The organism is Vibrio gigantis (genome assembly GCF_024347515.1).
Taxonomy (GTDB): Bacteria; Pseudomonadota; Gammaproteobacteria; order Enterobacterales; family Vibrionaceae; genus Vibrio; species Vibrio gigantis.
Genome location: NZ_AP025493.1, coordinates 1,486,820 through 1,508,294, shown reverse-complemented (window position 1 = coordinate 1,508,294; position 21,475 = coordinate 1,486,820). Strand labels below are relative to the sequence as shown.

20 protein-coding genes are annotated in these 21,475 nt (G+C 44.7%); 6 read left to right on the top strand and 14 right to left on the bottom strand.

Annotated elements, in window-relative coordinates:
- Positions 1 to 12: 12 nt before the first annotated feature.
- The 7 genes from rpiA to OCV56_RS22760 all read right to left on the bottom strand — a co-directional run bounded on the left by rpiA (position 13) and on the right by OCV56_RS22760 (position 7,321).
- The gene (gene rpiA, locus OCV56_RS22790; RefSeq protein ID WP_086714798.1) at positions 13 to 717 is read right to left on the bottom strand and encodes a ribose-5-phosphate isomerase RpiA; all 705 of its coding nucleotides are present in this window, start codon (positions 715 to 717) and stop codon (positions 13 to 15) included.
- A gap of 1 nt (position 718) precedes the next feature.
- The gene (gene tkt, locus OCV56_RS22785) at positions 719 to 2,713 is read right to left on the bottom strand and encodes a transketolase (protein WP_086714797.1); all 1,995 of its coding nucleotides are present in this window, start codon (positions 2,711 to 2,713) and stop codon (positions 719 to 721) included.
- A 10-nt stretch (positions 2,714 to 2,723) separates the two neighbouring features.
- Positions 2,724 to 3,677: a transaldolase gene (gene tal, locus OCV56_RS22780; protein ID WP_086714796.1), complete on the bottom strand. Its 954-nt coding sequence runs from the start codon at positions 3,675 to 3,677 to the stop codon at positions 2,724 to 2,726.
- The gene (locus tag OCV56_RS22775; protein WP_086714795.1) at positions 3,670 to 4,416 is read right to left on the bottom strand and encodes an HAD family hydrolase; all 747 of its coding nucleotides are present in this window, start codon (positions 4,414 to 4,416) and stop codon (positions 3,670 to 3,672) included. The genes tal and OCV56_RS22775 overlap by 8 nt, the downstream gene beginning before the upstream one ends.
- 48 nt (positions 4,417 to 4,464) lie before the next feature.
- Positions 4,465 to 5,622, bottom strand: coding sequence for an iron-containing alcohol dehydrogenase (locus OCV56_RS22770; protein ID WP_086714794.1), 1,158 nt, complete (start codon positions 5,620 to 5,622; stop codon positions 4,465 to 4,467).
- 115 nt (positions 5,623 to 5,737) lie between these two features.
- Positions 5,738 to 6,469 carry a ribulose-phosphate 3-epimerase gene (locus OCV56_RS22765; RefSeq protein ID WP_086714793.1) on the bottom strand — a complete coding sequence of 244 codons (732 nt, stop codon included), beginning with the start codon at positions 6,467 to 6,469 and terminating at the stop codon, positions 5,738 to 5,740.
- Positions 6,470 to 6,478: 9 nt separating this feature from the next.
- Positions 6,479 to 7,321, bottom strand: coding sequence for a Cof-type HAD-IIB family hydrolase (locus OCV56_RS22760; RefSeq protein ID WP_086714792.1), 843 nt, complete (start codon positions 7,319 to 7,321; stop codon positions 6,479 to 6,481).
- A gap of 211 nt (positions 7,322 to 7,532) precedes the next feature.
- Here OCV56_RS22760 and ulaR point away from each other — a divergent pair, with 211 nt between their 5' ends.
- Positions 7,533 to 8,309 carry an HTH-type transcriptional regulator UlaR gene (ulaR, locus tag OCV56_RS22755; protein ID WP_086714791.1) on the top strand — a complete coding sequence of 259 codons (777 nt, stop codon included), beginning with the start codon at positions 7,533 to 7,535 and terminating at the stop codon, positions 8,307 to 8,309.
- A 114-nt stretch (positions 8,310 to 8,423) separates the two neighbouring features.
- Here the strand turns inward: ulaR and OCV56_RS22750 are convergent, their stop codons facing one another.
- The 5 genes from OCV56_RS22750 to OCV56_RS22730 all read right to left on the bottom strand — a co-directional run bounded on the left by OCV56_RS22750 (position 8,424) and on the right by OCV56_RS22730 (position 14,541).
- The gene (locus OCV56_RS22750; protein WP_086714790.1) at positions 8,424 to 9,119 is read right to left on the bottom strand and encodes an aspartate/glutamate racemase family protein; all 696 of its coding nucleotides are present in this window, start codon (positions 9,117 to 9,119) and stop codon (positions 8,424 to 8,426) included.
- 255 nt (positions 9,120 to 9,374) lie between these two features.
- Positions 9,375 to 10,643 (bottom strand): RidA family protein, encoded by a 1,269-nt coding sequence (locus tag OCV56_RS22745; protein WP_086714789.1) that lies wholly within the window; start codon positions 10,641 to 10,643, stop codon positions 9,375 to 9,377.
- Between the two features lie 175 nt (positions 10,644 to 10,818).
- On the bottom strand, positions 10,819 to 11,865 hold the full coding sequence (argF, locus tag OCV56_RS22740; RefSeq protein WP_086714788.1) for an ornithine carbamoyltransferase: 1,047 nt from the start codon (positions 11,863 to 11,865) through the stop codon (positions 10,819 to 10,821).
- Positions 11,866 to 11,996: 131 nt separating this feature from the next.
- The gene (aguA, locus tag OCV56_RS22735; protein WP_086714787.1) at positions 11,997 to 13,088 is read right to left on the bottom strand and encodes an agmatine deiminase; all 1,092 of its coding nucleotides are present in this window, start codon (positions 13,086 to 13,088) and stop codon (positions 11,997 to 11,999) included.
- A 16-nt stretch (positions 13,089 to 13,104) separates the two neighbouring features.
- Positions 13,105 to 14,541: an APC family permease gene (locus tag OCV56_RS22730; RefSeq protein WP_060980676.1), complete on the bottom strand. Its 1,437-nt coding sequence runs from the start codon at positions 14,539 to 14,541 to the stop codon at positions 13,105 to 13,107.
- 396 nt (positions 14,542 to 14,937) lie between these two features.
- Between OCV56_RS22730 and arcC the strand changes: the two genes are divergently transcribed.
- The 3 genes from arcC to nfsA all read left to right on the top strand — a co-directional run bounded on the left by arcC (position 14,938) and on the right by nfsA (position 17,400).
- Positions 14,938 to 15,846 carry a carbamate kinase gene (gene arcC / locus OCV56_RS22725; RefSeq protein WP_086714786.1) on the top strand — a complete coding sequence of 303 codons (909 nt, stop codon included), beginning with the start codon at positions 14,938 to 14,940 and terminating at the stop codon, positions 15,844 to 15,846.
- Between the two features lie 122 nt (positions 15,847 to 15,968).
- Positions 15,969 to 16,583 carry a TetR/AcrR family transcriptional regulator gene (locus OCV56_RS22720; RefSeq protein WP_086714785.1) on the top strand — a complete coding sequence of 205 codons (615 nt, stop codon included), beginning with the start codon at positions 15,969 to 15,971 and terminating at the stop codon, positions 16,581 to 16,583.
- A 94-nt stretch (positions 16,584 to 16,677) separates the two neighbouring features.
- Positions 16,678 to 17,400 (top strand): oxygen-insensitive NADPH nitroreductase, encoded by a 723-nt coding sequence (gene nfsA / locus OCV56_RS22715; RefSeq protein WP_086714784.1) that lies wholly within the window; start codon positions 16,678 to 16,680, stop codon positions 17,398 to 17,400.
- Between the two features lie 121 nt (positions 17,401 to 17,521).
- Here nfsA and OCV56_RS22710 read toward each other — a convergent pair whose 3' ends face one another.
- Positions 17,522 to 19,051, bottom strand: a complete 1,530-nt coding sequence (locus tag OCV56_RS22710; RefSeq protein WP_086714783.1) for a phospholipase D family protein — start codon at positions 19,049 to 19,051, stop codon at positions 17,522 to 17,524.
- Positions 19,052 to 19,257: 206 nt separating this feature from the next.
- A complete protein-coding gene (locus OCV56_RS22705) occupies positions 19,258 to 19,827 on the bottom strand; it encodes a TetR/AcrR family transcriptional regulator (RefSeq protein WP_086714782.1) in 570 nt (189 codons plus the stop codon).
- 60 nt (positions 19,828 to 19,887) lie between these two features.
- Between OCV56_RS22705 and OCV56_RS22700 the strand changes: the two genes are divergently transcribed.
- Together OCV56_RS22700 and OCV56_RS22695 are read left to right on the top strand one after the other, a co-directional pair.
- Positions 19,888 to 20,454, top strand: a complete 567-nt coding sequence (locus OCV56_RS22700; protein WP_086714781.1) for a dihydrofolate reductase family protein — start codon at positions 19,888 to 19,890, stop codon at positions 20,452 to 20,454.
- 227 nt (positions 20,455 to 20,681) lie between these two features.
- The gene (locus tag OCV56_RS22695; RefSeq protein WP_086714780.1) at positions 20,682 to 21,473 is read left to right on the top strand and encodes an oxalate:formate antiporter; all 792 of its coding nucleotides are present in this window, start codon (positions 20,682 to 20,684) and stop codon (positions 21,471 to 21,473) included.
- Positions 21,474 to 21,475 lie beyond the last annotated feature (2 nt).

Below are 21,475 nucleotides of genomic sequence, written 5' to 3'. Positions count from 1 at the left end.
GTTAGCGAGGTCTCATTTTCTCGATAACCAGTGCGTTCCTTCGCTATTTGAGAACGCCATGAAATCTGCTGAACGCTGCGCAAAGATGCCGTTTTCAACCACCCCAGCAATTGCATTCAACTCTCTTTCTCGGCTTTTAGGCTCGGTAAGATCTAGGCCAGAAACATCGAGAATTATGTTGCCGTTGTCGGTCAAGCAGCCTTCTCTTAGTACAGGTTCTCCGCCTAAACTTCGCAAAGCGTTGAAAACCGCTTTCTGTGCTGCTGGTAACACCTCCACTGGTAACGGAAATTGCCCAAGTTGAGTGACTAAACGACCGCTATCGGCAATAGTGATAAAACTCATGGCTAATGTCGCGAGCACCTTTTCACGCGCTAGCGCCGCTCCTCCACCTTTCACTGTGATGCCGTCGGTCATCCCCTCATCAATGCCATCAATATAGAAATCGACACGGTCGCACTCTGCAATTGCCAACTCTTTCAAGCCGACCTCTGCAATCGCCTTACTCGAACGTTCAGAGCTCGATACACAGTGAGAAAACTCCGCTCCACTGTGCTTCAATAACTGAATAAATACTTCGACGGTTGCACCTGTACCAATTCCAATGACACTTGACGGCGTTAGCGTATCAATCACATGCTCTAAGGCTACTTTCGCAGCCTTAGTACGCAGGCAATCTTGGCTAAGGTTTTCAATAAAACGCGTTGCCATTGCCATACTATCTCTCCAGAACCGCTTTAGATTTCTCTACGATGTTTTCAACCGTAAACCCAAACATTTCAAATAGCTCTTCTGCAGGCGCTGACTCGCCAAAGCTCGTCATACCCACGATGTCACCTTGTAGCCCTACATATTTGAACCAGTAGTCACGAATACCAGCTTCTATCGCAACACGTGCAGTGACATGGCTAGGCAGCACTTGCTCTTGATATTCAGTTGATTGAGCATCAAACACATCAGTTGCTGGCATCGAAACCACTCGACAGCGTACGCCTGCTAATTGCGCTTTTGCCTCCATCGCTAGCGCCACCTCAGATCCTGTCGCAATCAAAATCAACTCCAGTTCACCTTCACAATCAGAAAGGATATATCCGCCTTTTGCTACATTGGCTAACATCGATTCATCACGTTCAAATTGCACAAGGTTTTGGCGAGAGAAAATCAACGATGTTGGACCATCAAAGCGTTCGATTGCTGACTTCCAAGCCACAGCCGTTTCTACTTGGTCACAAGGGCGCCACGTACTCATGTTTGGCGTCAGGCGCAATGATGCGATCTGCTCCACAGGCTGATGCGTTGGGCCGTCTTCGCCTAAACCAATTGAGTCATGGGTATAAACGAAAATACTGCGTTGCTTCATCAGTGCTGCCATACGCAGCGCGTTTCGAGCGTATTCCATGAACATCAAGAAAGTGCCGCCATAAGGAATGAAACCGCCATGAAGTGCGACACCATTCATCATTGCCGACATCGCAAACTCACGTACGCCGTAACTTAAGTAATTACCGGAAGCATCTTGAGCCGAGATCGATTTTGAACCCGACCAGTTCGTCAGGTTCGACGGTGTTAAATCGGCAGAACCGCCCAAGAACTCTGGAAGTAACGGACCAAACGCTTCAATGGTATTTTGCGATGCTTTTCTGGTTGCAATCGTTTGCGGGTTAGCTTGTAAGGTCTGAATCCAGTCTTGTGTATACTGCTCCCAGCCTTCTGGTAACAAGCTTTGGCTACGACGTGCAAACTCAGCAGCTAGCTCAGGGTAAGCTTGTCGGTAAGCATCAAAACGAGCTTGCCAATCAAGCTCATCGGCTTTGCCTTGTTCTTTTCTATCCCACTCATTATAAATATCTTGTGGCATTTCAAACTCTGGGTGTTCCCACCCCAAATTTGAGCGAACAAGTGCCACTTCTTCGGCACCTAGGGGAGCACCGTGGCAGTCATGGCTTGCCGATTTATTTGGAGAACCAAAACCAATGATTGTTTTGCAACAAATCAAACTAGGTTTATCTGATACCGACTTCGCTTCAGCAATCGCTTTATGGATACTTTCAGAATCGTGACCATCAACATCGGCAATCACATGCCAGCCATAAGCCTCAAAGCGTTTTGGCGTATCATCAGAGAACCAACCATCAACATCGCCATCAATTGAAATGCCGTTGTCATCCCAGAATGCGACTAACTTTCCAAGCCCTAGTGTTCCCGCTAGTGAACAAGCTTCATGCGAAATCCCTTCCATCATGCAGCCATCGCCCATAAACACATAAGTATGGTGATCTACGATGTCATGACCATCTCGGTTAAATTGTTCGCCCAAGACTTTCTCAGCCAACGCCATGCCCACGCCGTTAGTGATGCCTTGCCCTAGTGGGCCAGTTGTTGTCTCAATGCCCGGCGCGTAACCATATTCAGGGTGACCTGCCGTTTTACTGTGTAATTGGCGGAAAGATTTAATATCGTCCATCGACAGCTCGTACCCAGATAGATGCAGCAAGCTGTAGATCAACATCGAGCCATGACCATTCGACAGAATGAATCTGTCTCGGTCTGCCCAATTCGGATTGGTTGGGTTGTGTTTTAGAAAGTCTCGCCATAGCACCTCAGCGATATCAGCCATTCCCATTGGAGCCCCAGGGTGGCCTGAGCCTGCTTTCTGCACAGCATCCATGCTTAATACACGAATCGCATCAGCAAGTCTTGAACGTGAAATCATCATGCTTCTCCTACAAACGCGCTTCGATCATGGTTTCCAATTTGCCTTGGTCGACGGCAAAATTGCGAATACCTTCCGACAACTTTTCCGTTGCCATAGAGTCTTGATTCATTTCCCATCGGAATTCAGCTTCTGTCATCGATGCTGGTGCAGTTTTAATCGCGTCACGCGCTGAAAACAGCTGGCATTGCACATCGTCTTCTTGAGCGGCTAGTTGGTCTAAAATTGCTGGACCAATCGTCAGGCGGTCACACCCTGCTAACGCTAAAACTTCTTCTGCGTTGCGGAAGCTGGCACCCATGACGACTGTCTCGTAGCCGTGATCTTTGTAGTAGTTGTAGACATCTGATACTGAAACCACACCTGGGTCTTCATGAGGTAAGTACTCTTTTTTCTCTGTATTGGTTTTGTACCAATCAAGAATTCGCCCTACAAAAGGAGAAATTAAGAAAGCACCAGCTTCTGCACACGCTTTTGCTTGAGCGAAGTTAAACAACAAGGTCAAATTACAGTTGATGCCTTCTTTCTCTAACACTTCAGCAGCTTTAATGCCTTCCCAAGTAGAAGCCAGTTTGATTAAAATGCGCTCGTTACTAATACCGGCCTCGTTATACATCGCAATCAATTTGCGTGCTTTTGCTAGGCTTGCTTCTTTGTCAAATGACATACGAGCATCCACTTCTGTAGAGATGCGTCCCGGTACCGTTTTTAAAATCTCTAGGCCAATATTGACGGCCAACTTGTCTCCAGCATCAATTAATTGCTGAGACTTATCATCGCTTTTAGATTTTGCCCACGTCACGGCATCAGCAATCAAGTGATCGTATTGAGGCATCTCAGCTGCTTTTAGCACCAAAGAAGGGTTAGTGGTGGCATCTTGAGGTTGAAAAGCCGCAATCGCATCAATGTCACCGGTATCCGCAACAACGGTAGTGTACTTTTTCAATTGTTCTAATTTATTCATCTTCATTTCTCATAAGTTGATTAAGCAATTGCGGTAAGGTTTGGTCATTCATCGAACTCAGCACCACGTTGGCTAGCGAGACATCGAGGTGACGAGTGAGCAAGTTAGTTACCGCTACTGTTGGTATTCCTGCCGATCGAGCCGCCTGAACACCCGGAGGAGAGTCTTCAAATGCGATGGCTTGATGGGCAGAGACACCTAACTGATTTAGGGCGGCTAAATACACATCGGGTTGAGGCTTACGTTTTGCTGGAGCAATGTCTTCTGCACCGACAAAACAATCAAAGAAGTGAGTGAGATTTAATCGAGATAAAATTGGATGGTAATGCTCAAATTCAGAGCTTGTTGCAAGTGCAATTTTCCAATTTTTTGACTTTGCAAACTCAAGGTATTGGCGAACGCCTTCACGCTCAGAAATGCTTTCAATCAACCGGTACGCTTTCTCCTCAACAAGTTGGCGAATGTCATCATTCGACAACGCCTGATGAGATGCTTGATTAAATAATTGATAAAGAGAGGTTGCTGGTGCTGAGCTCCCAACTAGACCAGCAACCTGAAGAGGTGATACTTCAACATCATAGGTTTTTAACAAAGCTTCCCAGGCTCTAAACATACAAGTCTCGGTATCCACGAGAAGTCCATCGAAATCAAAAATCAACGCTTGAACATCACTGGCAATGAATTCCTCTCTTTCCAATTTCAGTGCTGTGTTATTCGAAGTGATGATGCTTTTTTCCATGGTCTCGTCTCCATTTTCTTTATTAATTTATTTTTAAACCCTGTGGCACTACGCCAAACTGGCGTGTAACACTTTTTTCATTTCATCACCGCTAGTCAGCGGTAAATCAAAGCAGAAAGCAGGCTCTAGCTTAAGAACATCTTCTTGAGTTACCCCGACTTGAGTTAAATTCGACTCAAGGCCAATTCGCTCAAGAAACTTCACAAGAAGTGCCGCCAATGATTGAGCTTTTTCTTCAGTGCTTCCCACGGCACCAAAGAGCTCAGCCACTTGCGCAAATCGCTCCGGCTGTTTTCGCCACTGAAGTTGCACATACGCCGGATAAACAACAGCGAGTGTTAAACCATGTGGTAAGTTCGTTTTACTACTGCCCAAAATCTCCCCAAGAGGGTGCGGCGCTCCAGCCCCACCATTTGCTAGTGAAATTCCGCCTAACGTGTCGGCTTTCGCCAACTCACAACGGCCAGCTAAATCTGCTCCGTTGTCTACAACATTTGGCAAGTTTTCAACCACCAGCTTCATGGCTTGTAACGCCATTGCATCCACAAAAGGAGATGGACGCGTGCCAGTAAATGATTCAAACGCATGAGAAAAAGCATCGAAACCCGTCATTGCAGTCATACGAGGCGGCAGTGTTAACATTAACTCTGGATCAATCAACGCTTCGCAAGGAAAGAACTCCGGATGAAACAAAGTCAGTTTTGCGTGCTGTTCCATGTCTGTAATCACCGCAGCTTGCGTTACCTGTGACCCTGTACCAGAGGTTGTCGGTACTGCGATCAAAGGAACAACTTGAGCGGGTAAATCTTGGATTTCTCCAAACGGTGAGTCATAGGTTGCGAACCAATGTGCCCAGTCCAAAGACTCTGCTTTGATAGCAGCAGAAATGATTTTTGCTGTATCAATCGAAGAGCCACCACCAATCGCTAACACCACATCACAATTTGCCGAAACCGCGACTTGACGGCCAAGATCTACAACAGTGGTTGGTGGGTTTGGTACCACGCCATCAAAATGTGTCACTTCAATTCCTTGCTCTGCTAGCAGGGCAAAAATACGGTCATAAGCAGGTTTCACGGCATCAAAAATTGGCTCACTGACCACGAGGCATCGTTTGCCATATTGAGCAACAAGCTGCCCAACCTTTTGAATTTCTCCTGCACCAAATGTCAATTTTGTCGGCTGATAATATTGAAACTGTGTCATGAATTAATCCTTGGTAGTGGTGCCAAGCTCGAGCATATATAGGGGGTAAGCTCGGCACCGTTATTAGATTGAGCGCGACAGCTATATGAATCACTGTTACGCCAAAGTGAAAAAGTTAAGCTGTTTCAGCTTCTTCTTGTTTCACTACTGCTTTGTCTTCGAGTTGGTCAATCGCAGCGCGGAAATCACGAACACCAGCAGTGATGCCATCTTTGTGACCAAAGATATTGGTAGAGGCAACCATCACGTCGATGTCTTCATTAAGCAGCTCTTCGATATTGTGGTTACGGATACCACCATCAACACATAGCTCACAGTTAGGGTTACGTTCGTTGATGAGTTCACGAGCTTCACGGATCATTGCAATCGCTGATTTGCGCCATAACCACTCATCATCGCCATCAGTAATTCCGTGAATAACAATGTGTAGACGATCTAAGTAGTAGATAGATTCTTTAACAAATGACACTGGTGTTAATGCGCCAACTGTTAAGCCAAATTTCATTCCGTGGTTTTGGCAGTATTTAATGATGTAACACAGAGGAGCACCGATAAAATGCTCTGCCGGTAGAATCAACATGTTTGCACCTGCAGCTGCGATTTTATCGATAAATAATTTGTCGCAGTCTTTGAAGTAAGCATGAACTTCAATTGGCTTTTCAGTGTAAGGACGAATACCTTCAACGATTTGATGTCCACCCATCAATTGCAGGTTTTTTAGGTCATGCATATCTGCAGCATCACAGTGAATGTAGTCTGCACCAGCGTCAGAGACTTCTTTCACTACGTCAGCAATGTGTCCGTAATCTACGTGAGCTAGGCCTGCTGCAATTTTCACTTTTTTCATGGTATTTCCTTAATAATTAAAAGAATGTTGGTATGTTTTCTGGCCTTCTTGCACCGTGAGGCGAAGATACTGGCCAATTCCACAACCGTTGTTATTGGTGACAATAAGGTTTGCTAAACCCTTTAATGAAGGGCTAGCGTTATCCATAGCAACAGGCTCCCCGACGAGTCGGAACATAGAGGCATCGTTGTCCCCATCTCCAAAAGCTATGGTATTTTGAGCGGATATGTTTTGTTGTTTCAGCCACTGAGTTAGTGCATGGCCTTTTGTGGCTAACGTCGACGTAATGTCGAGTTTTGTTGGTGTAGATAGATCAGCTTGGCAATGAGCTTGCAAAGCATCCCTTAATTGGTTCAAAGCGACTTTGTCCGAGCTTGAAACAAGCACTTTGTATACGTCGCCAGCCTGTTCAAGCAGTTCACTGATAGCAGGAACGACTTGAATGGATATGTCTGCATTAATGACTTGCGCTTTTTTGACCAAGTCTTCTGTGTGCTGTGACGCTTTTTGAGCAAACACGCCACGGCTTGAATAAAGAGTGAAAGCAAAGTGTCCTTCATTCAGCAAGCTCACTAAATCAATGAGAAAATCACGCCCCAAAATTTGTGGGTTCATTATGTTCTGCGTGACAGGGTCAAAAAGGTATGCACCGTTACAGCAGATGATAGGTAAAGACAAACCAAGCTTTTCGACATAAGGCATCATTAACTGATGCGGTCGACCACTCGCTAGACTGACGCAATAACCGCTGTTCACAGCAAGCGTGATCGCTTCTTTATTGTTTGAGCAGATTTGCTCATCATCTCTTAACAATGTTCCATCTAAATCAATAATGACTGCTTGATACTTCATCTTGGTCTCCAATGACTCCTCATGACGCAAAATGACTATAAATGGTCAAATGCGGTCACGTAAAGTCATTTTTGATTTATTTTGACCAAAACCCAGTGATAGATCACAATAATTACGTCATTAAAAATCAAAACACGTCACAGTTAGATTTTATTTGCTCAAAAGTTCATAATACGTCAAAATAAGTCAAAACTAATTAAAGGCATGAAGAATGAATGAAGCTCAACGTCATAGAAGCTTGCTTGACCATTTAAACAGTCACACTTTTATTACGACAAATGACTACGTAAAAATGTTAGATATCTCTTTATCAACGGCTCGTAGAGACATAACTAAGCTGGCAGAAGAAGGTAAGCTAAAGAAGATTCGTAATGGTGCAGAAGTGATCAACCATGATTCGCCATTGGCTGCCACACACGTTCCAAGTAGCTTTATTCCTAAAGAAAAAGATATTGAGTGCTACGCAGCCAAACAACGGATTGCCAAAGCAGCTGCAGATATGTGTGAAGAGCACGATAGTATTATTGTTAGCGGAAGTAACACCACCTTTCTGATGGGGGAACACCTTCTTCACAGAGATGTTCAAGTTGTGACTAACTTTATGCCGCTGGCCTACCAGTTGATCAGTCAAGATCATCAGAGCATCATTATTTTGGGTGGTCAGTATCTGCCTGAACGTCAAATTACGATTTCGCCCGATGAAGAAGCCGCAGACGATCACAAGAGTCGCTTTGTGTTCTTTACCGGTACGGGTGTAACGGCTGCTGGTATCCATACATCTGATTTATTAGTGTATATGGCAGAGAAGAAGCTTCTAGAGTATGGCGATCGCATTGTTGCGCTAATTGATAGCAGTAAAGTGGGTAAGCACGGTGGAAAACTGCTCACGTGCACATCCAAATTAGACACTTTGATTACTGATGAAGGTGCCGATCAACAGACACTCGACTCATTACGCCAACAAGGGGTTAATGTTGTCGTAGTCTGATGGCGAATAACCACCTGATAAAGAAAAAGGATTGGTAGCATACCAATCCTTTTTTATTTAAGTCTCTCGTATAGGAGCGAAAAGAAACTACTCTCTTAAACATCTCGAAGATGATTAAACGTCTATCGCCAAGCGCACTGCCGCTTCAGAGTGAATTGCTGTGGTATCAAACAACGGTACATCTGTATGTTGCTGTTGAATCAGTAAGGCGATTTCAGTACAGCCTAGAATAACGGCTTCAGCGCCTTGCTGACTTAGTTTCTCGATGATTTGACGGTAGATAGCTCTAGACTCTTCTTTTACTTCGCCTCGACACAACTCATGATAAATAATGTTGTGCACTTTTTCTCTGTCACCGTCATCAGGAATAACAACATCGATACCAAATTTATCGGTCAGGCGCCCTTTGTAGAAATCTTGCTCCATAGTAAACGCCGTACCTAACAGCCCTACTTTCTGCACGCCTTGCTCAAGCAGCTTTTGCGCGGTGGTATCTGCGATATGAAGGATAGGGACAGTGATCTTTTCTTCTATCTCAGGAACAACCTTATGCATGGTATTAGTACAGATCAGAATGAAATCCGCCCCTCCTTTTTCAACAGATAGAGCCGCTTCCGATAAGATGTCTGCCGTCTCAGCCCAACGACCTTGATGCTGCAGCTTTTCTATCTCATCGAAATTCACACTGTACATACAAATCTTTGCTGAATTGAGCCCTCCGAGAGTGGCTTTAACGCCTTCATTTATAGATTTGTAGTAACTCATCGTCGACTCCCAACTCATGCCACCAAGCAATCCGATCGTTTTCATATTTCTATCCCTTTATTTTCCGACTAACCCGATTAAACAGCCATGAGTTAACAAGTTATAGTACGATCTTGCTTAAAGCGAGGAATCATAAGCAGTAAAACAAAGTGCTTCACACGTTGGTTGAATTCTAAAAATATGATAGAAAAATGTCGGAAAGAGAAGTGATCAGTGGAGGCTCAACGAGCATGTTTATGTATCCGTTGTCTGAGCTAAAAATAAGGGTTGGCACCTCTGCCAACCCTTATATCTTGCTTATCAATTAGAACTTGGTGGAGTCCCCTCACCATTAGAAGCTATTGCATCAATTTGCACCAAGGCTCCCATCGGAATGTCAGACACCCCAATGACGGTGCGCGCAGGTAATGCACCTTCAAAGTAGCCAGCACACACATCATTAAGCACATCTAAGTCGGCCATAAATCTTAATTGGATATTAAGCTTCACGATGTCGTCCATTGTATGACCAACGCCTTCAATCACTTGTTTGATGTTTTCTAGACACTGCATCGCCTGCTCTTTTGCACCATTCGCAACAATCGCTCCAATTCTTGGATCCAGCGGTAATTGAGCAGAGATATTGTTGTAGTGCGAAAAGGCCACGGTTTGCGTTGAAAGCTCGCTTATAGGTGCAGCTTTGGTATTGTTCGCTTTAATTACAATCCCATGCCGGTCTTCGACGGCTTGTGGCGGCGTGCCATCACCGTGTGACACGGTCGCATCCATTTGTACTAACGCTCCCATCGCTAAGCCTTCAACAACAGTTACTGAACGTGCTGGCATATAGCCCACAGCTCTTGCAATCGCCGAGTCAGGGAAGAAGGTGGTGTACACTTCATTGATGGCAACGAGGTCATCAAAGCTTCTCACATGGATGTTAACCTTTACGATGTCATCAAGTGGGACTTCAATGCTTTCCAGTATCGATTTGATATTTTTTAAGCATTGAATCGCGTGCTCTTTTGCTCCGCCAACAACGATATTGCCCGATTGAGGATCAATCGGTAGCTGGGCTGAAATATGGTTATAGTGAGAAAAAGCGACCGTCTGAGTCGATAAAGAACTGACTGGTGCGTTTTGGGTATTTCTCGCGATTTTTACCAGCTCACAAGCATCTTGTGGGAAAGTACCTTCACCATTAGAGATCACGGCATCCATCTGCAAATGAGCACCTTCGAGCGGTAAATCAGCAACAGCAAGTGTCGTACACGTTGGTGTGTAAGACTGGAAAAACGATGCATAAACTTCATTCACAGTGTCGAGATCGGCAATGTTTTTCAAGTATACGTTCACTCTCACAACATCGTGCATTCGGTGTCCAATGCTCTCCACTATCGCTTGAATGTTCAATAGGCATTGCTTTGTTTGATCCACTAAAGATCCAGAGGCTAAGCTACCTGTTTTAGGATCAATCGGTAATTGAGCAGACAGGTTATTGTAGTGTGAGAATGCCACCGATTGTGTTGAGAAAGGGCTCAATGGTGCATCTTCAGTATTTCTTGAAACTTTAATAATATCGGCACTCATGTCGATACATCTCCTATTCGAGTATTGATGTCAGATAGAGCCAATTAGCTGCATGTTTACCGACATTTCAAAATAAAAGGTACAAAAATAGCCGAACCAATAAATCGTGATAAATACTGGTTCAGCTTAATTCGAGCAACACAGTGGAGGTTTTTACGCCCCCATAATTAAGCCCCTACAGAGTACTTAAGAAGCTGCTGATTTTTTCTTCATGATGCTTAACAGTTTCTTGTGTTGGGATAACCGCATCTTTATGTGTGAAGTACACTAAAATCGCCATCTGCGCTGTTAGTCGGTTTTCAGCTTCATCGAATGCTACTGAGTATTCACTTTCTAGTGCGCCGCGCGTCACTTCTTCTTTGTCATTCGCAGGTAGGCAGTGCAGCAACATTGCGCCCGGACGAGCCTTAGCCATTAGCTCTTCGGTAATCACATAGTTAGGCATGAATGCCGCAAGGCGCTCTTCCTTCTCATCCATTTGCGTTACCCAGTAGAAGCTGTCTCCGTACACCACATCACAATCACTGATGCGCTCTACATCATCAGTAATTTCAATCGTGCCACCAGACTCTTCACAGAAGTTCAGCGCCATGTCGATCCACTCTTGTTCCATGTGGTATTTCTTAGGACCAATTTGCTTGAAGCCCATACCGTACTTAGCACACGTCAACATCAGCGAACGACACACATCTGTCGCATCGCCCATGAATGCCAATGTTAAATCGGACAATTTACGTCCATCTGTGATGTGCTCTCTGATCGTGTAGAGATCCGCTAGCATTTGAGTTGGGTGGAAACGAGTATCAAGGCCGTTGATCACTGGCACAGTCGACATTTCAAGTAGGCCATCTAGTGTTTCAGGGCTATTAGTACGAGCCATGATGATGTCGCACATACGAGATAGCACACGAGAGGTGTCATCAATCGACTCTTTACCACCTAAGTGAATGTCTTTGGGTGATAGGAATAGCGCATGACCACCCAGCAATGTTGCCGCCACCTCGAAAGAAACACGCGTACGCGTAGAACCCGCTTCGAAAATCATTCCTACCGATTTGCCTTTGAACAGTGGCGGGATTGCATTGTCTTTACGCGCCTGTTTCAGGTGAGTCATCAACTCCATCATGTTGTCCATCTCTTCTACAGAGAAATCTTTCATGGAAACCATGTGCTCTAGGTTTGATTTATTTAGTTCAGTTGCGCTAGAAGAAGGTAATTTCATAATAAGTTCCTATTTTTCATAATATTGTGTGCGGCTCTTTTAAGTTCACTGTGATGGCGATTTGATTTCGAATACCAGCCATCACTTTCAAGAACCGCTACGTTTGGGATTAAATTGGTTTACTGTTGTAACTAAACTCTTGGTACTTGTTGGGTGATGCAGTGGATATTGCCGCCACCTAACAAAATTTCTCGAGCTGGGACGCCGTTCACTTCGTAGCCTGGATAAATATCTTCTAAGATCCCGATAACATCGTTGTCATAGCGCTTATCCAAAAGCGGCAACACAATTTGGTTATTGGTAATCAGGTAATTGGCATACGATGCCGCTAAACGCTCACCCGCTTCACGCTCCATGCCATCAGCGATATCAATGCCTGCTGCTTCTTCTTCTGTCATGAACAGAGGGCCTGGCATTGGCAGCTTATGTACCTTTATCTGACGGCCCTTGGCATCGGTCTGACTGGTGATGTAGTCATAAGCTTCTTTGCTGATCTCATATTGAGGGTCATTCTTGTCATCACACCACGTTAGAACCACTTCACCGGGCTTCACGACATGAAGGATATTGTCCACGTGGCCATTGGTTTCATCGTTATACAAACCACGAGGCAGCCAAATCACCTTCTCAACATTGAGGTGTTCACAAAGCACTTCCGTCAGCTCTTCTTTGCTCATCTCTGGGTTGCGGCTTTCGTGCAGTAAGCACTCTTCTGTTGTGTAGAGTGTGCCCTCTCCATCAACGTGGATTGAACCACCTTCTAGAACGATTGGAGCGCGGTATCGAGAATCACGAATGGTTTCACACATCTTTTGAGCGACTTGGTTGTCACGATTCCACGGCGAATACAAACCATCGACAAAACCGCCCCAGGCATTGAATTCCCAATCCACGCCTCGGCGTTCACCGCTGTCATCGACCACATAAGTCGCGCCGATGTCGCGCATCCAGGAGTCATCCGTCGAGATTTCCAACACTCGAATGTCCTCAGGTAAACGCGATACCGCGTTATCGTATTGCTCAGAGCTAGCTAGCATGGTGACTGGTGTTGTATGGCTTATCTTGGTAGCAACGTCTGTAAACACCGCTTGTGCTGGTTTTGCTCCATTGCGCCAGTTATCCGTACGTTCAGGCCAAGCCATCCAAATTTCGCTGTGTGGCTCGTGTTCCCCTGGCATTCTGAAGCCATCATGTTTTGGAGTAGTCTCAATCAGTTTTTTCATCGTTATGTCCCCTAAATTATGCTTGAGCTTCTTTTTTATCTTGCGTATCGGCTGTGTCGTTATCGTCCGAGCCTTGCTGTTTCTTACGCTTTAGAGCGCCTAATAGAATCCACTCACCAGCAAGAACGGTAGCAATCACGCCAATCAAAACAGGTCCTGTGTATCCCCAATCAGCAACGGTTAAATCAAGCGCCTCAGGGAAGATAAATAGAATCACGGCTTGAAGGATGACGAAGAAACAAACAATGGACATGACCCATTGAGCCGCCATGCCGCCCGGTACTTTAAATGGACGTTCACGTTGACCATCAACCACACGAAGCTTTAAGTAGGCTGGGAACATGAACAGATAAGGAAGTAGGAAGATGCAGCTAGAGAAGGCAAATATCGACCAGAATAGGTCATCATTACCTTGTGCAAACAGTGCATAAGACAGGATAACGACCGTTGATACTGTACCCGTGATGTTGTTTGCACCAACTGGGGAGCCTTTCTCTGAGACTTTCGCGACTGGTGCTGGAAGCTCACCTTCTTGAGCGGCTTCAGCTGCTGCTCGGCTTGCACCCATTGTCCAACTCACCATATTGCCGATAAGCGTTAACAGAGCGAAAGTTCCGAAGATGTAGACCATGGCAGTACCAAATACGCCATCACCAAAGAGTGTTTTGAAGGTGTCGATAAGGCCAGATACTAAGCCAATGCTTTCGACAGGAAGCGCCATCAAGATGCCTACCGTACCGAAGATGTATAAGAAAGCGGTGATACCGATAGAAAGGAAGACGGCCTTAGGCATGTCGCGGACATCTTTCATTTCTTTAGTCATGGTTGCAACCAATTCAAAGCCCATTAGGTTGAACACAATCGCAGGTAAGAAAGAGACGGCAGAATCCAATGAAGGCATCATCGCGGGTAACGTAAACTCGTTAGCAACACCGTTTTTCATTGCATAGATGAAGCCACCTACGCCTAATGTGCTGATCACGATGATTTTTAATACCGCACCAATATTCGTGACCCAAACACCGATATCAGCTGACACATTACAGATCCAAACTGTTAACCATGTAAGCAATATACAGATGGCGATTTGGCCCCATAAAGACAGGCCCGGCATGAAGAGTTCGGCAAACATGCCTGCAAACATGATGTATACCGCTGGCATCCATAAACCAACGTTAATCCAGTAAAACCACGTTGTTCTCACTGCCCATTTAAAGTTGAAGGCTTGTTTTACCCAATCGTATATCCCACCTTCACCCGGGTAGGTGGTACTCAATTCGGAAGTAATTAGGCCATATGGGATTACAAAGAAGACCAGCATTAATACCCACCAACCAATGGCACTGACACCAATACTGGCTGACGCGGTTAATGTGTCGACCACCAAAACTGCACACAGTGTAAAGAGTGCAATTCCCGTAACCCCCATTTTTCCTTGCGTTTCGTTACTCATCTCTTAGCTCCTTAATCTCTAATTCGGGATTAATTAAACGGCAAAGCGATGAAGTGAACTGGGATGAAAATTGAATATCGGTTTTACATAAACGAGTTCGGGGCAAAAACAAAATAAACCCAACAAATATTAGATTTATAATACTAAAAGTCGGAATACTTGATTTTGGTCAATAACCATTCGATTAATAAATACATTTTCTATTTCAAAACCAAGATCACATATCTATTTAATCTAGAGATATTTAAGGCTTTCTGTGACATATAGGTGACTAAAAACATCAAATATTGAGCACAAATCGAATTGTGATTTTTATCCCCACGACTCCAACAGTATTTAAATACAATTCAAACCAACTTATTTGCTATGAGCGAAATATCATTTGGAGAATTAAACATGTCGAAGCCTATTATTGTTGTTGCTGTCGGTGGAAATGCTTTACTACAGCGTGGTGAAGTAATGAGTTGCGAAAACCAAAAAAAGAGCATCGCGCAAACCGCCGGTTCTTTAGCTGAACTCAGTAAAGACTACCGTTTAGTGGTGGTGCACGGAAACGGCCCTCAAGTAGGGCTGCTCTCATTACAGAACAATGCTTACAAAGACTGTCCACCTTATCCATTTGATGTACTTGGCGCTGAGACTCAAGGAATGATTGGCTACCTTATTCAGCAAGGGTTGAACGCTGCGATTAAAGACCGCTTTACAACCACCATTCTGACTCGAATTGTTATTGATGAGAATGATCCTGCTATTGCCGACCCTACCAAATTTATTGGCCCTGTATACACAGAGGATCAAGCAAAACAACTCGCAGAAGCTAACCAATGGGTTGTAAAACCCGACGGCGCGCACTGGCGTCGTGTGGTTCCATCCCCTTCGCCAAAAGAAGTGCTAGAGATAAAAGCCATCAAAGACTTGCTACAGAAAGAGCACTTAATTATCTGTGGCGGTGGCGGTGGCGCTCCAGTCGTCGAAAAAGATGGCGCGTATATTGGTTTTGAAGCGGTAATCGATAAAGACATGACCGCTGCGCTCATCGCAGAAGAAATCGGCGCAGAGCATTTGTTGATCCTCACCGACGGTTCTCATGTTTGTTTAGATTGGGGAACCCCAAAAGAAGAGAAACTTGAAAACGTATCCGTAGAACAAATGAAAAAATACTCGTTCCCGGCCGGTTCTATGGGGCCGAAGGTCGACGCATGTTGTCAGTTTGTTGAAAAAACAAAACAACACGGACACATTGGTGACCTGTCGAGCGCATTAGAGATCATAGAAGGAAAAACAGGGACACATATTAAGGCGTAACATCGTCTTATCGTGTTTTATATAAATAAAGGGTAATAGCGTCAAAGTTTCGGTATACCAATTGGAATTTTGATTAAAAACCCTTTATGTTTTTTTTGTTCCAAATAAGTGAGGGCCAATAGATGCGCAAAGTAACAACCGAAGAAAAATTAATTCGAATTCATGATGCTGTTGTGCAACTAATGGAACGCCGTGAAGCTACCGATATATCGATGTACGATGTTGCCAAAGAGTGTGGAATGGCAACATCCACGGTTTATCATCACTATCCAAATATAGAGAATTTATTTCACAACCTATTAGATGATGTATTTGTCGATTTTGACTCTTTGTTGGGTAAATGTATTGATGCTGAACATGTTAATCATTGGACTGATATCAATCGTATGATTGAAACAGCCTATGTGAATTACTATAACAATCATCCAATTGCTAAGAAGCTTATTTTAGGTCGGCATACATTTACAGAACTAGGGCATGCGGACACCGAAAATGACTTAATTCTGGGTAAAGAAGTAGAAACGATTTATCGACAGTTCTTTGATGTTCCTCAGTTACCGCAATCAATCAATGTCTTCGCTATCTCACTGCAAGTCGCTGATAAAATATACTCTTTGTCGTATCGTCAGCATGGTCACATCACCCCAGAGCTTGCTAATGAAGCCATCCGGCTAACGGAATCCTACCTACAATTGTACATTCCTCACATTTGCCCTAAAACGATACGAACCCACTAGTCTTCGGCAAAGGCAGTTTTGAGGTTTACCCCAACCACAAATGTCGTTATGGTAATTTGGAATACCATCATAAAAACAAGGACTGTCAGAGAGCATGAATAGCACGATTGAGACCATTTTGGGGCATCGCTCCATTCGCCAATATACGGATCAACCTATAGATAAGCAGCACCTCGATTTAATTGTTCAGGCAGGCCTTGCCGCATCGTCATCGAGCTTATTACAGGCTGTTTCCATCGTTAGAGTGACAGATAAAGATAAGCGTAAACTGCTAGCCGAATACGCAGGAAACCAAGCTTACGTTGAGAATGCAGCTGAGTTTTTGGTGTTCTGTATCGACTATCAACGCCACGCACAAATTAACCCTGAAGTAAAAACCGACTTTACCGAGCTGACCCTAATTGGTGCTGTCGATTCAGGTATCATGGCGCAAAACTGCATGCTGGCAGCGGAGTCGTTGGGATTAGGTGGCGTATACATTGGTGGCTTACGTAACAGCGCACAACAAGTCGATGAACTGTTGGAACTGCCACAACACACGGCCGTGCTATTTGGTATGTGCTTAGGTCACCCAGCGCAGCAACCTGAGATTAAGCCCCGCCTTCCTGCTCATGTGGTGATGCACGAAAACCAATACCAACCGTTGAGTTTAGACGAAATTGCTCGCTACGATGATTCAATGCAAAGCTACTATGCCAACCGCTCAAGTAATCAAAAGCAAAGCAGTTGGTCACAGCAGATCACTCAAAAGCTATCTGGTGAATCTCGCCCACACATTCTGCCTTATCTGAACAGTAAACAGCTGACCAAGCGATAGATCTAGAGCTGCTCTAAAGACAGAAAGAGATTCCGATGATCGAGCTCCGTTTTCGTCATCACAAACAAAAATGTCAGCGTATTATGCGCTGACATTTTTCATTTCTACGATGCTGATTCTCTTACAGATATTTCTCAATCGGCAGTAGCTGTAGGAAGCCTGACTGCATTCGTTCCCACTTACCGGTTTCTGGTTCGCTGTCCCAACTTTGGTCACCTGAATACCAATACACGTCGCCATCTTCAAGTTCCAAACGCCAGCTGTTGTCTTCACTCATCGCTTGTTCAATGGTGTCGGCCAGCATTTCAGCAATCGCTTGGTTGTCGATGATCAATACCGATTCCGTATTTAGGTAGGTCGAACGCAGGTTGAAGTTAAACGAGCCGATACTCGCAATACTGCGGTCAAATACGACTGATTTAGCGTGTAAGCCATAGGCCGTTTCAGGCGCACATTTCGACATGTCTTGAGTCGATGCTTCACACAGCTTGGAATCTGGTTTTAACTCAAACAAATCGATGCCATGTTCTAACATGTCGTAGCGTCGACCCGCGTAAGCAGAGTGATTGGTCACCAGATCATTAGAGGCCATTGAGTTAGTCAGTGCTTTTATCTCAACGCCGCTTTTGTTCAACACTTGCCACTCTTCCAACTGACCGTCATCAAACACTAGGTAAGCCGATTCAAGCAAGATCTCTTGTTGAGATTCACTGGCTAGCTGCCCTAACAGAACCGCCGTTGCTTTTGGTTCATCAGTATTGTCTGAATCAACAGGCACAGGGCGATCGTAAGCGAAACGAGCATTCACCCAAGTCATCTCATCAAGAGCCTTTTTCAGCAGGCTATCTGCCGATTCCCGATTTAATGGTAACTCAGGGTAGTTTTTGTATTGCGGAACGGTTATGTCGTCAATCTTTGAAAGATCTGGTTGCTCTTCGTCACCCAACATAGCGACAGGGTAAGACCAACGGCTGTCCCAATATTCAATAAAGCTGGTTTGGATAGTGGTAACGACGGTACCCATCACCAATACATCACGATCTCGGAAGTTGATCTCGTCAGAAAGATCGAAGTATTCATCACCAATATTACGTCCACCGACCACAGACAAGGTGCCATCTACAGTGAACGATTTATTGTGCATGCGGCGGTTTAAACGAGAGAAATCGCCAAGGAAGCTCAACCACTTACTGAAACCACGGCGCGTTGGTGTTGGGTTAAAGATTCGGATCTCGACATTTGGGTGAGCGTCGAGTGCTGATAATAGCCCTTCACGCTCATTGAGGTTGATGTCATCCAACATAACTCGAACCTTAACACCACGATCAGCGGCTGCTAATAAACGGCTAGCTAGATATCTGCCCGATTCATCTGAGTTCCAGATGTAGTATTGAATATCAATGGTGTCCTCTGCACTTTCAACCAACGCTAATCGCTGCGCTAAAGCATCCCAACCGGATTCTTGTAAACGAACGGCGGTTGTCGCCTGCTCTGATGCTGGTTGATATTCATCTGCCAAAACTGACAAAGTGCTTGGTCCATGAGAGGTGTACGGTTCTGCAGGGTGGTCGATGCCTTCTGGTAATGAAGAACAACCGCCCAGAATAGCGGCTAAAATTAAGGTTAAACTGATGCGTTGGAGCACAGGCATGTGTCTGACTTCCTTTTCACGATGACGTCTTTGAGAATAGCCTCGACAGCTTTACAACTATCAAGCTATTCGGGTTTATTCATTGATTATTACTGCTAAATCCAGAAATTTATAGGTAATTATCCAGTATAAATAAAACTTAGCGACTTCATCATGAGGAACACAGTACCAAAATCACCTTTCAGGCATCGATACTGACAACAAGGTCACGACGTTTTCAGTTGTTCAATACCCAAACAATAAAGGCCTAAAGGCTTTCTCACCATCTCAACCGTAATCTCTGTTCTATCCGGGTTACAGTTCAATGCAAGCGCATAACCATGCAAATAGTCTACTAATAAATGAAGGGCATCTTCAGATTGCTCTGATGTGAGATTCAACGGATTCACTACTGCTTCAAAGCGCTCACTAAATACCTCAACGGGCCCAAGAGATTTCATCGTCAGCAAAGTTTCTAGTAGCCCACGGTAGTCATTCAACACTGAAAGATAGCTCACGCTAAGCTGATAAAGGTTCTCTTGCCACACTTGGTTTTGCTCAGGCTGCACCACTTCTCCGACTAAAGAAACAGTGATCGATTCCAAGAGATCATTTTTGTTTTTGAAGTAATGGTATATCGCCATCGCATCCACACCGAGCTCTGTGGCTAAACCTCTGATACTCGGGACTTTACCGCCTTCGCGCATCATGCCCTTTGCCGTATCTAAGATCTTTTCGGCACTCAGTTGGCTTGATCCACTCTTTGGTCGACCTCGCTTTTGATCCTTGACAGCCATATCATCACCTCTTAAACTAAATTTCTACACTGTAGAATATTTTAATTTAATACAGCGTGAATGCCAAGTCCCAGTTCAATTTCGGAGTTAACAATGTCAAATATTGTCTTTATCGGTGCGAGTCTTGATGGTTACATTGCAGACAAAAACGGTGGTCTAGATTGGCTACAAGCAATTCCAAACCCAGAGGGTGATGACATGGGGTACAACGCCCATATCGATCGTATTGATGCTTTGGTAATGGGCCGAAACACAATGGATATGGTACTGAGCTTCGGTATTGATTGGCCTTACACAAAACCTGTTTATGTATTGAGTAATACGTTGACGGAAGTGCCTAAGGAACTCGAAGGTAAAGTGTTCTTGATAAAGGGTGAGCTCACTCAGATCGTCGAAGACCTAAACAGCAAAGGCCTTAACAATCTGTATATTGATGGCGGTGTGACCATTCAAAACTTCCTGAAAGAAGATTTGGTTGATGAACTGATTATCTCGACGATCCCTGTCGTTCTTGGTGGTGGCGCTCCGCTATTTGGTGACTTAGTCTCTCCTCTCGACTTTACGCTAAAAGATGTCACCACTTACCTTGATCAAATCGTAACCACTCATTACCTACGAAAGCGATAAACCACTTAAATGATCGATGCTGATGAGCCAAAATCAAGTTGGCTCATCATGCGTCCGTTACTTAAGAACCCAAAAGTCTGTAACCCAGCTCTCTCCTCAAAGGCACTCTCCATTCTGCTCACAAGCTAATTATTGACAAGCTAAGCCGACATTGACACTCTGTAATGCTGCGTTGATTTTGCCGCACTAGCTGCACTGCAGTTCTAACTTTTTAAGATAGGTAAAATATGAACTACCCAAGCACTCTTCCAGCACCTCACAAAGCACTTCTCATCAAAGTAGTTGATGTCTTGTCTCAAGACCCTCGTATATGTGGCATTGCCGCAAGCGGCTCCTTTGGCTCTGACTCAATGGACAAATACAGCGACTTGGATTTTGTTGTCGCGGTTGACCCAGCCGACTACGAAAGCGTAATGCAAGAACGGTTCGACATTCTTGATAGCATTGGCGGTAAAGTCGCGGCCTTCACGGGTGAACACGTTGGTGAACCACGTTTAATTGTGTCGATATTTGGACCAGAACCAGTGCACGTTGATTTCAAATTTGTTTCTCTGCCAGATGCAGCAATTCGAGTTGATAACAACCAGGTGTTATGGGAGCGAGATAGCTTATTAACCGATGTATTCAGCACCGCGGAACCACGCTACCCACAACCAGACCCGCAATGGATTGAAGATCGTTTTTGGATCTGGACGCACTATGCCGCTACCAAAATAGCTCGTGGCGAATACTTCGAAACGGTTGAGTTTCTCTCTTTCATTCGTCAAAACGTGCTGTGTCCGCTGGCGCTGAAGCAAGCTGGGTTCACGCCGTCTGGTGTGAGGAAAATTGAAGAACGACTGCCTGAATTTGCACAAGCACTCGTAAAAACCGTCGCAATGCCAGAACGTGACGCGTTAATCCCTGCACTCAAACAAGTTGTCGCACTGTACCTTGAGTTAAGAGGTAACGAGCAAGTCAACATTGATGATCACGCTCAGTCATTTTGTCTTAAATACGTTGAGGAAGAGTTAAGCTAATT

Excerpts from the sequence above, each read along its gene's own strand:
- OCV56_RS22745 (WP_086714789.1), bottom strand. The coding sequence starts at position 10,643 with ATGAGTGCCGATATTATTAAAGTTTCAAGAAATACTGAAGATGCACCA.
- OCV56_RS22760 (WP_086714792.1), bottom strand. The coding sequence starts at position 7,321 with ATGAAGTATCAAGCAGTCATTATTGATTTAGATGGAACATTGTTAAGA.
- nfsA (WP_086714784.1), top strand. The coding sequence starts at position 16,678 with ATGAATAGCACGATTGAGACCATTTTGGGGCATCGCTCCATTCGCCAA.
- aguA (WP_086714787.1), bottom strand. The coding sequence starts at position 13,088 with ATGAAAAAACTGATTGAGACTACTCCAAAACATGATGGCTTCAGAATG.
- ulaR (WP_086714791.1), top strand. The coding sequence starts at position 7,533 with ATGAATGAAGCTCAACGTCATAGAAGCTTGCTTGACCATTTAAACAGT.
- OCV56_RS22710 (WP_086714783.1), bottom strand. The coding sequence starts at position 19,051 with ATGCCTGTGCTCCAACGCATCAGTTTAACCTTAATTTTAGCCGCTATT.
- rpiA (WP_086714798.1), bottom strand. The coding sequence starts at position 717 with ATGGCAATGGCAACGCGTTTTATTGAAAACCTTAGCCAAGATTGCCTG.
- OCV56_RS22705 (WP_086714782.1), bottom strand. The coding sequence starts at position 19,827 with ATGGCTGTCAAGGATCAAAAGCGAGGTCGACCAAAGAGTGGATCAAGC.
- OCV56_RS22770 (WP_086714794.1), bottom strand. The coding sequence starts at position 5,622 with ATGACACAGTTTCAATATTATCAGCCGACAAAATTGACATTTGGTGCA.
- argF (WP_086714788.1), bottom strand. The coding sequence starts at position 11,865 with ATGAAATTACCTTCTTCTAGCGCAACTGAACTAAATAAATCAAACCTA.
- tal (WP_086714796.1), bottom strand. The coding sequence starts at position 3,677 with ATGAATAAATTAGAACAATTGAAAAAGTACACTACCGTTGTTGCGGAT.
- OCV56_RS22775 (WP_086714795.1), bottom strand. The coding sequence starts at position 4,416 with ATGGAAAAAAGCATCATCACTTCGAATAACACAGCACTGAAATTGGAA.
- tkt (WP_086714797.1), bottom strand. The coding sequence starts at position 2,713 with ATGATTTCACGTTCAAGACTTGCTGATGCGATTCGTGTATTAAGCATG.
- OCV56_RS22765 (WP_086714793.1), bottom strand. The coding sequence starts at position 6,469 with ATGAAAAAAGTGAAAATTGCAGCAGGCCTAGCTCACGTAGATTACGGA.
- OCV56_RS22730 (WP_060980676.1), bottom strand. The coding sequence starts at position 14,541 with ATGAGTAACGAAACGCAAGGAAAAATGGGGGTTACGGGAATTGCACTC.
- OCV56_RS22720 (WP_086714785.1), top strand. The coding sequence starts at position 15,969 with ATGCGCAAAGTAACAACCGAAGAAAAATTAATTCGAATTCATGATGCT.
- OCV56_RS22700 (WP_086714781.1), top strand. The coding sequence starts at position 19,888 with ATGCCAAGTCCCAGTTCAATTTCGGAGTTAACAATGTCAAATATTGTC.
- arcC (WP_086714786.1), top strand. The coding sequence starts at position 14,938 with ATGTCGAAGCCTATTATTGTTGTTGCTGTCGGTGGAAATGCTTTACTA.
- OCV56_RS22695 (WP_086714780.1), top strand. The coding sequence starts at position 20,682 with ATGAACTACCCAAGCACTCTTCCAGCACCTCACAAAGCACTTCTCATC.
- OCV56_RS22750 (WP_086714790.1), bottom strand. The coding sequence starts at position 9,119 with ATGAAAACGATCGGATTGCTTGGTGGCATGAGTTGGGAGTCGACGATG.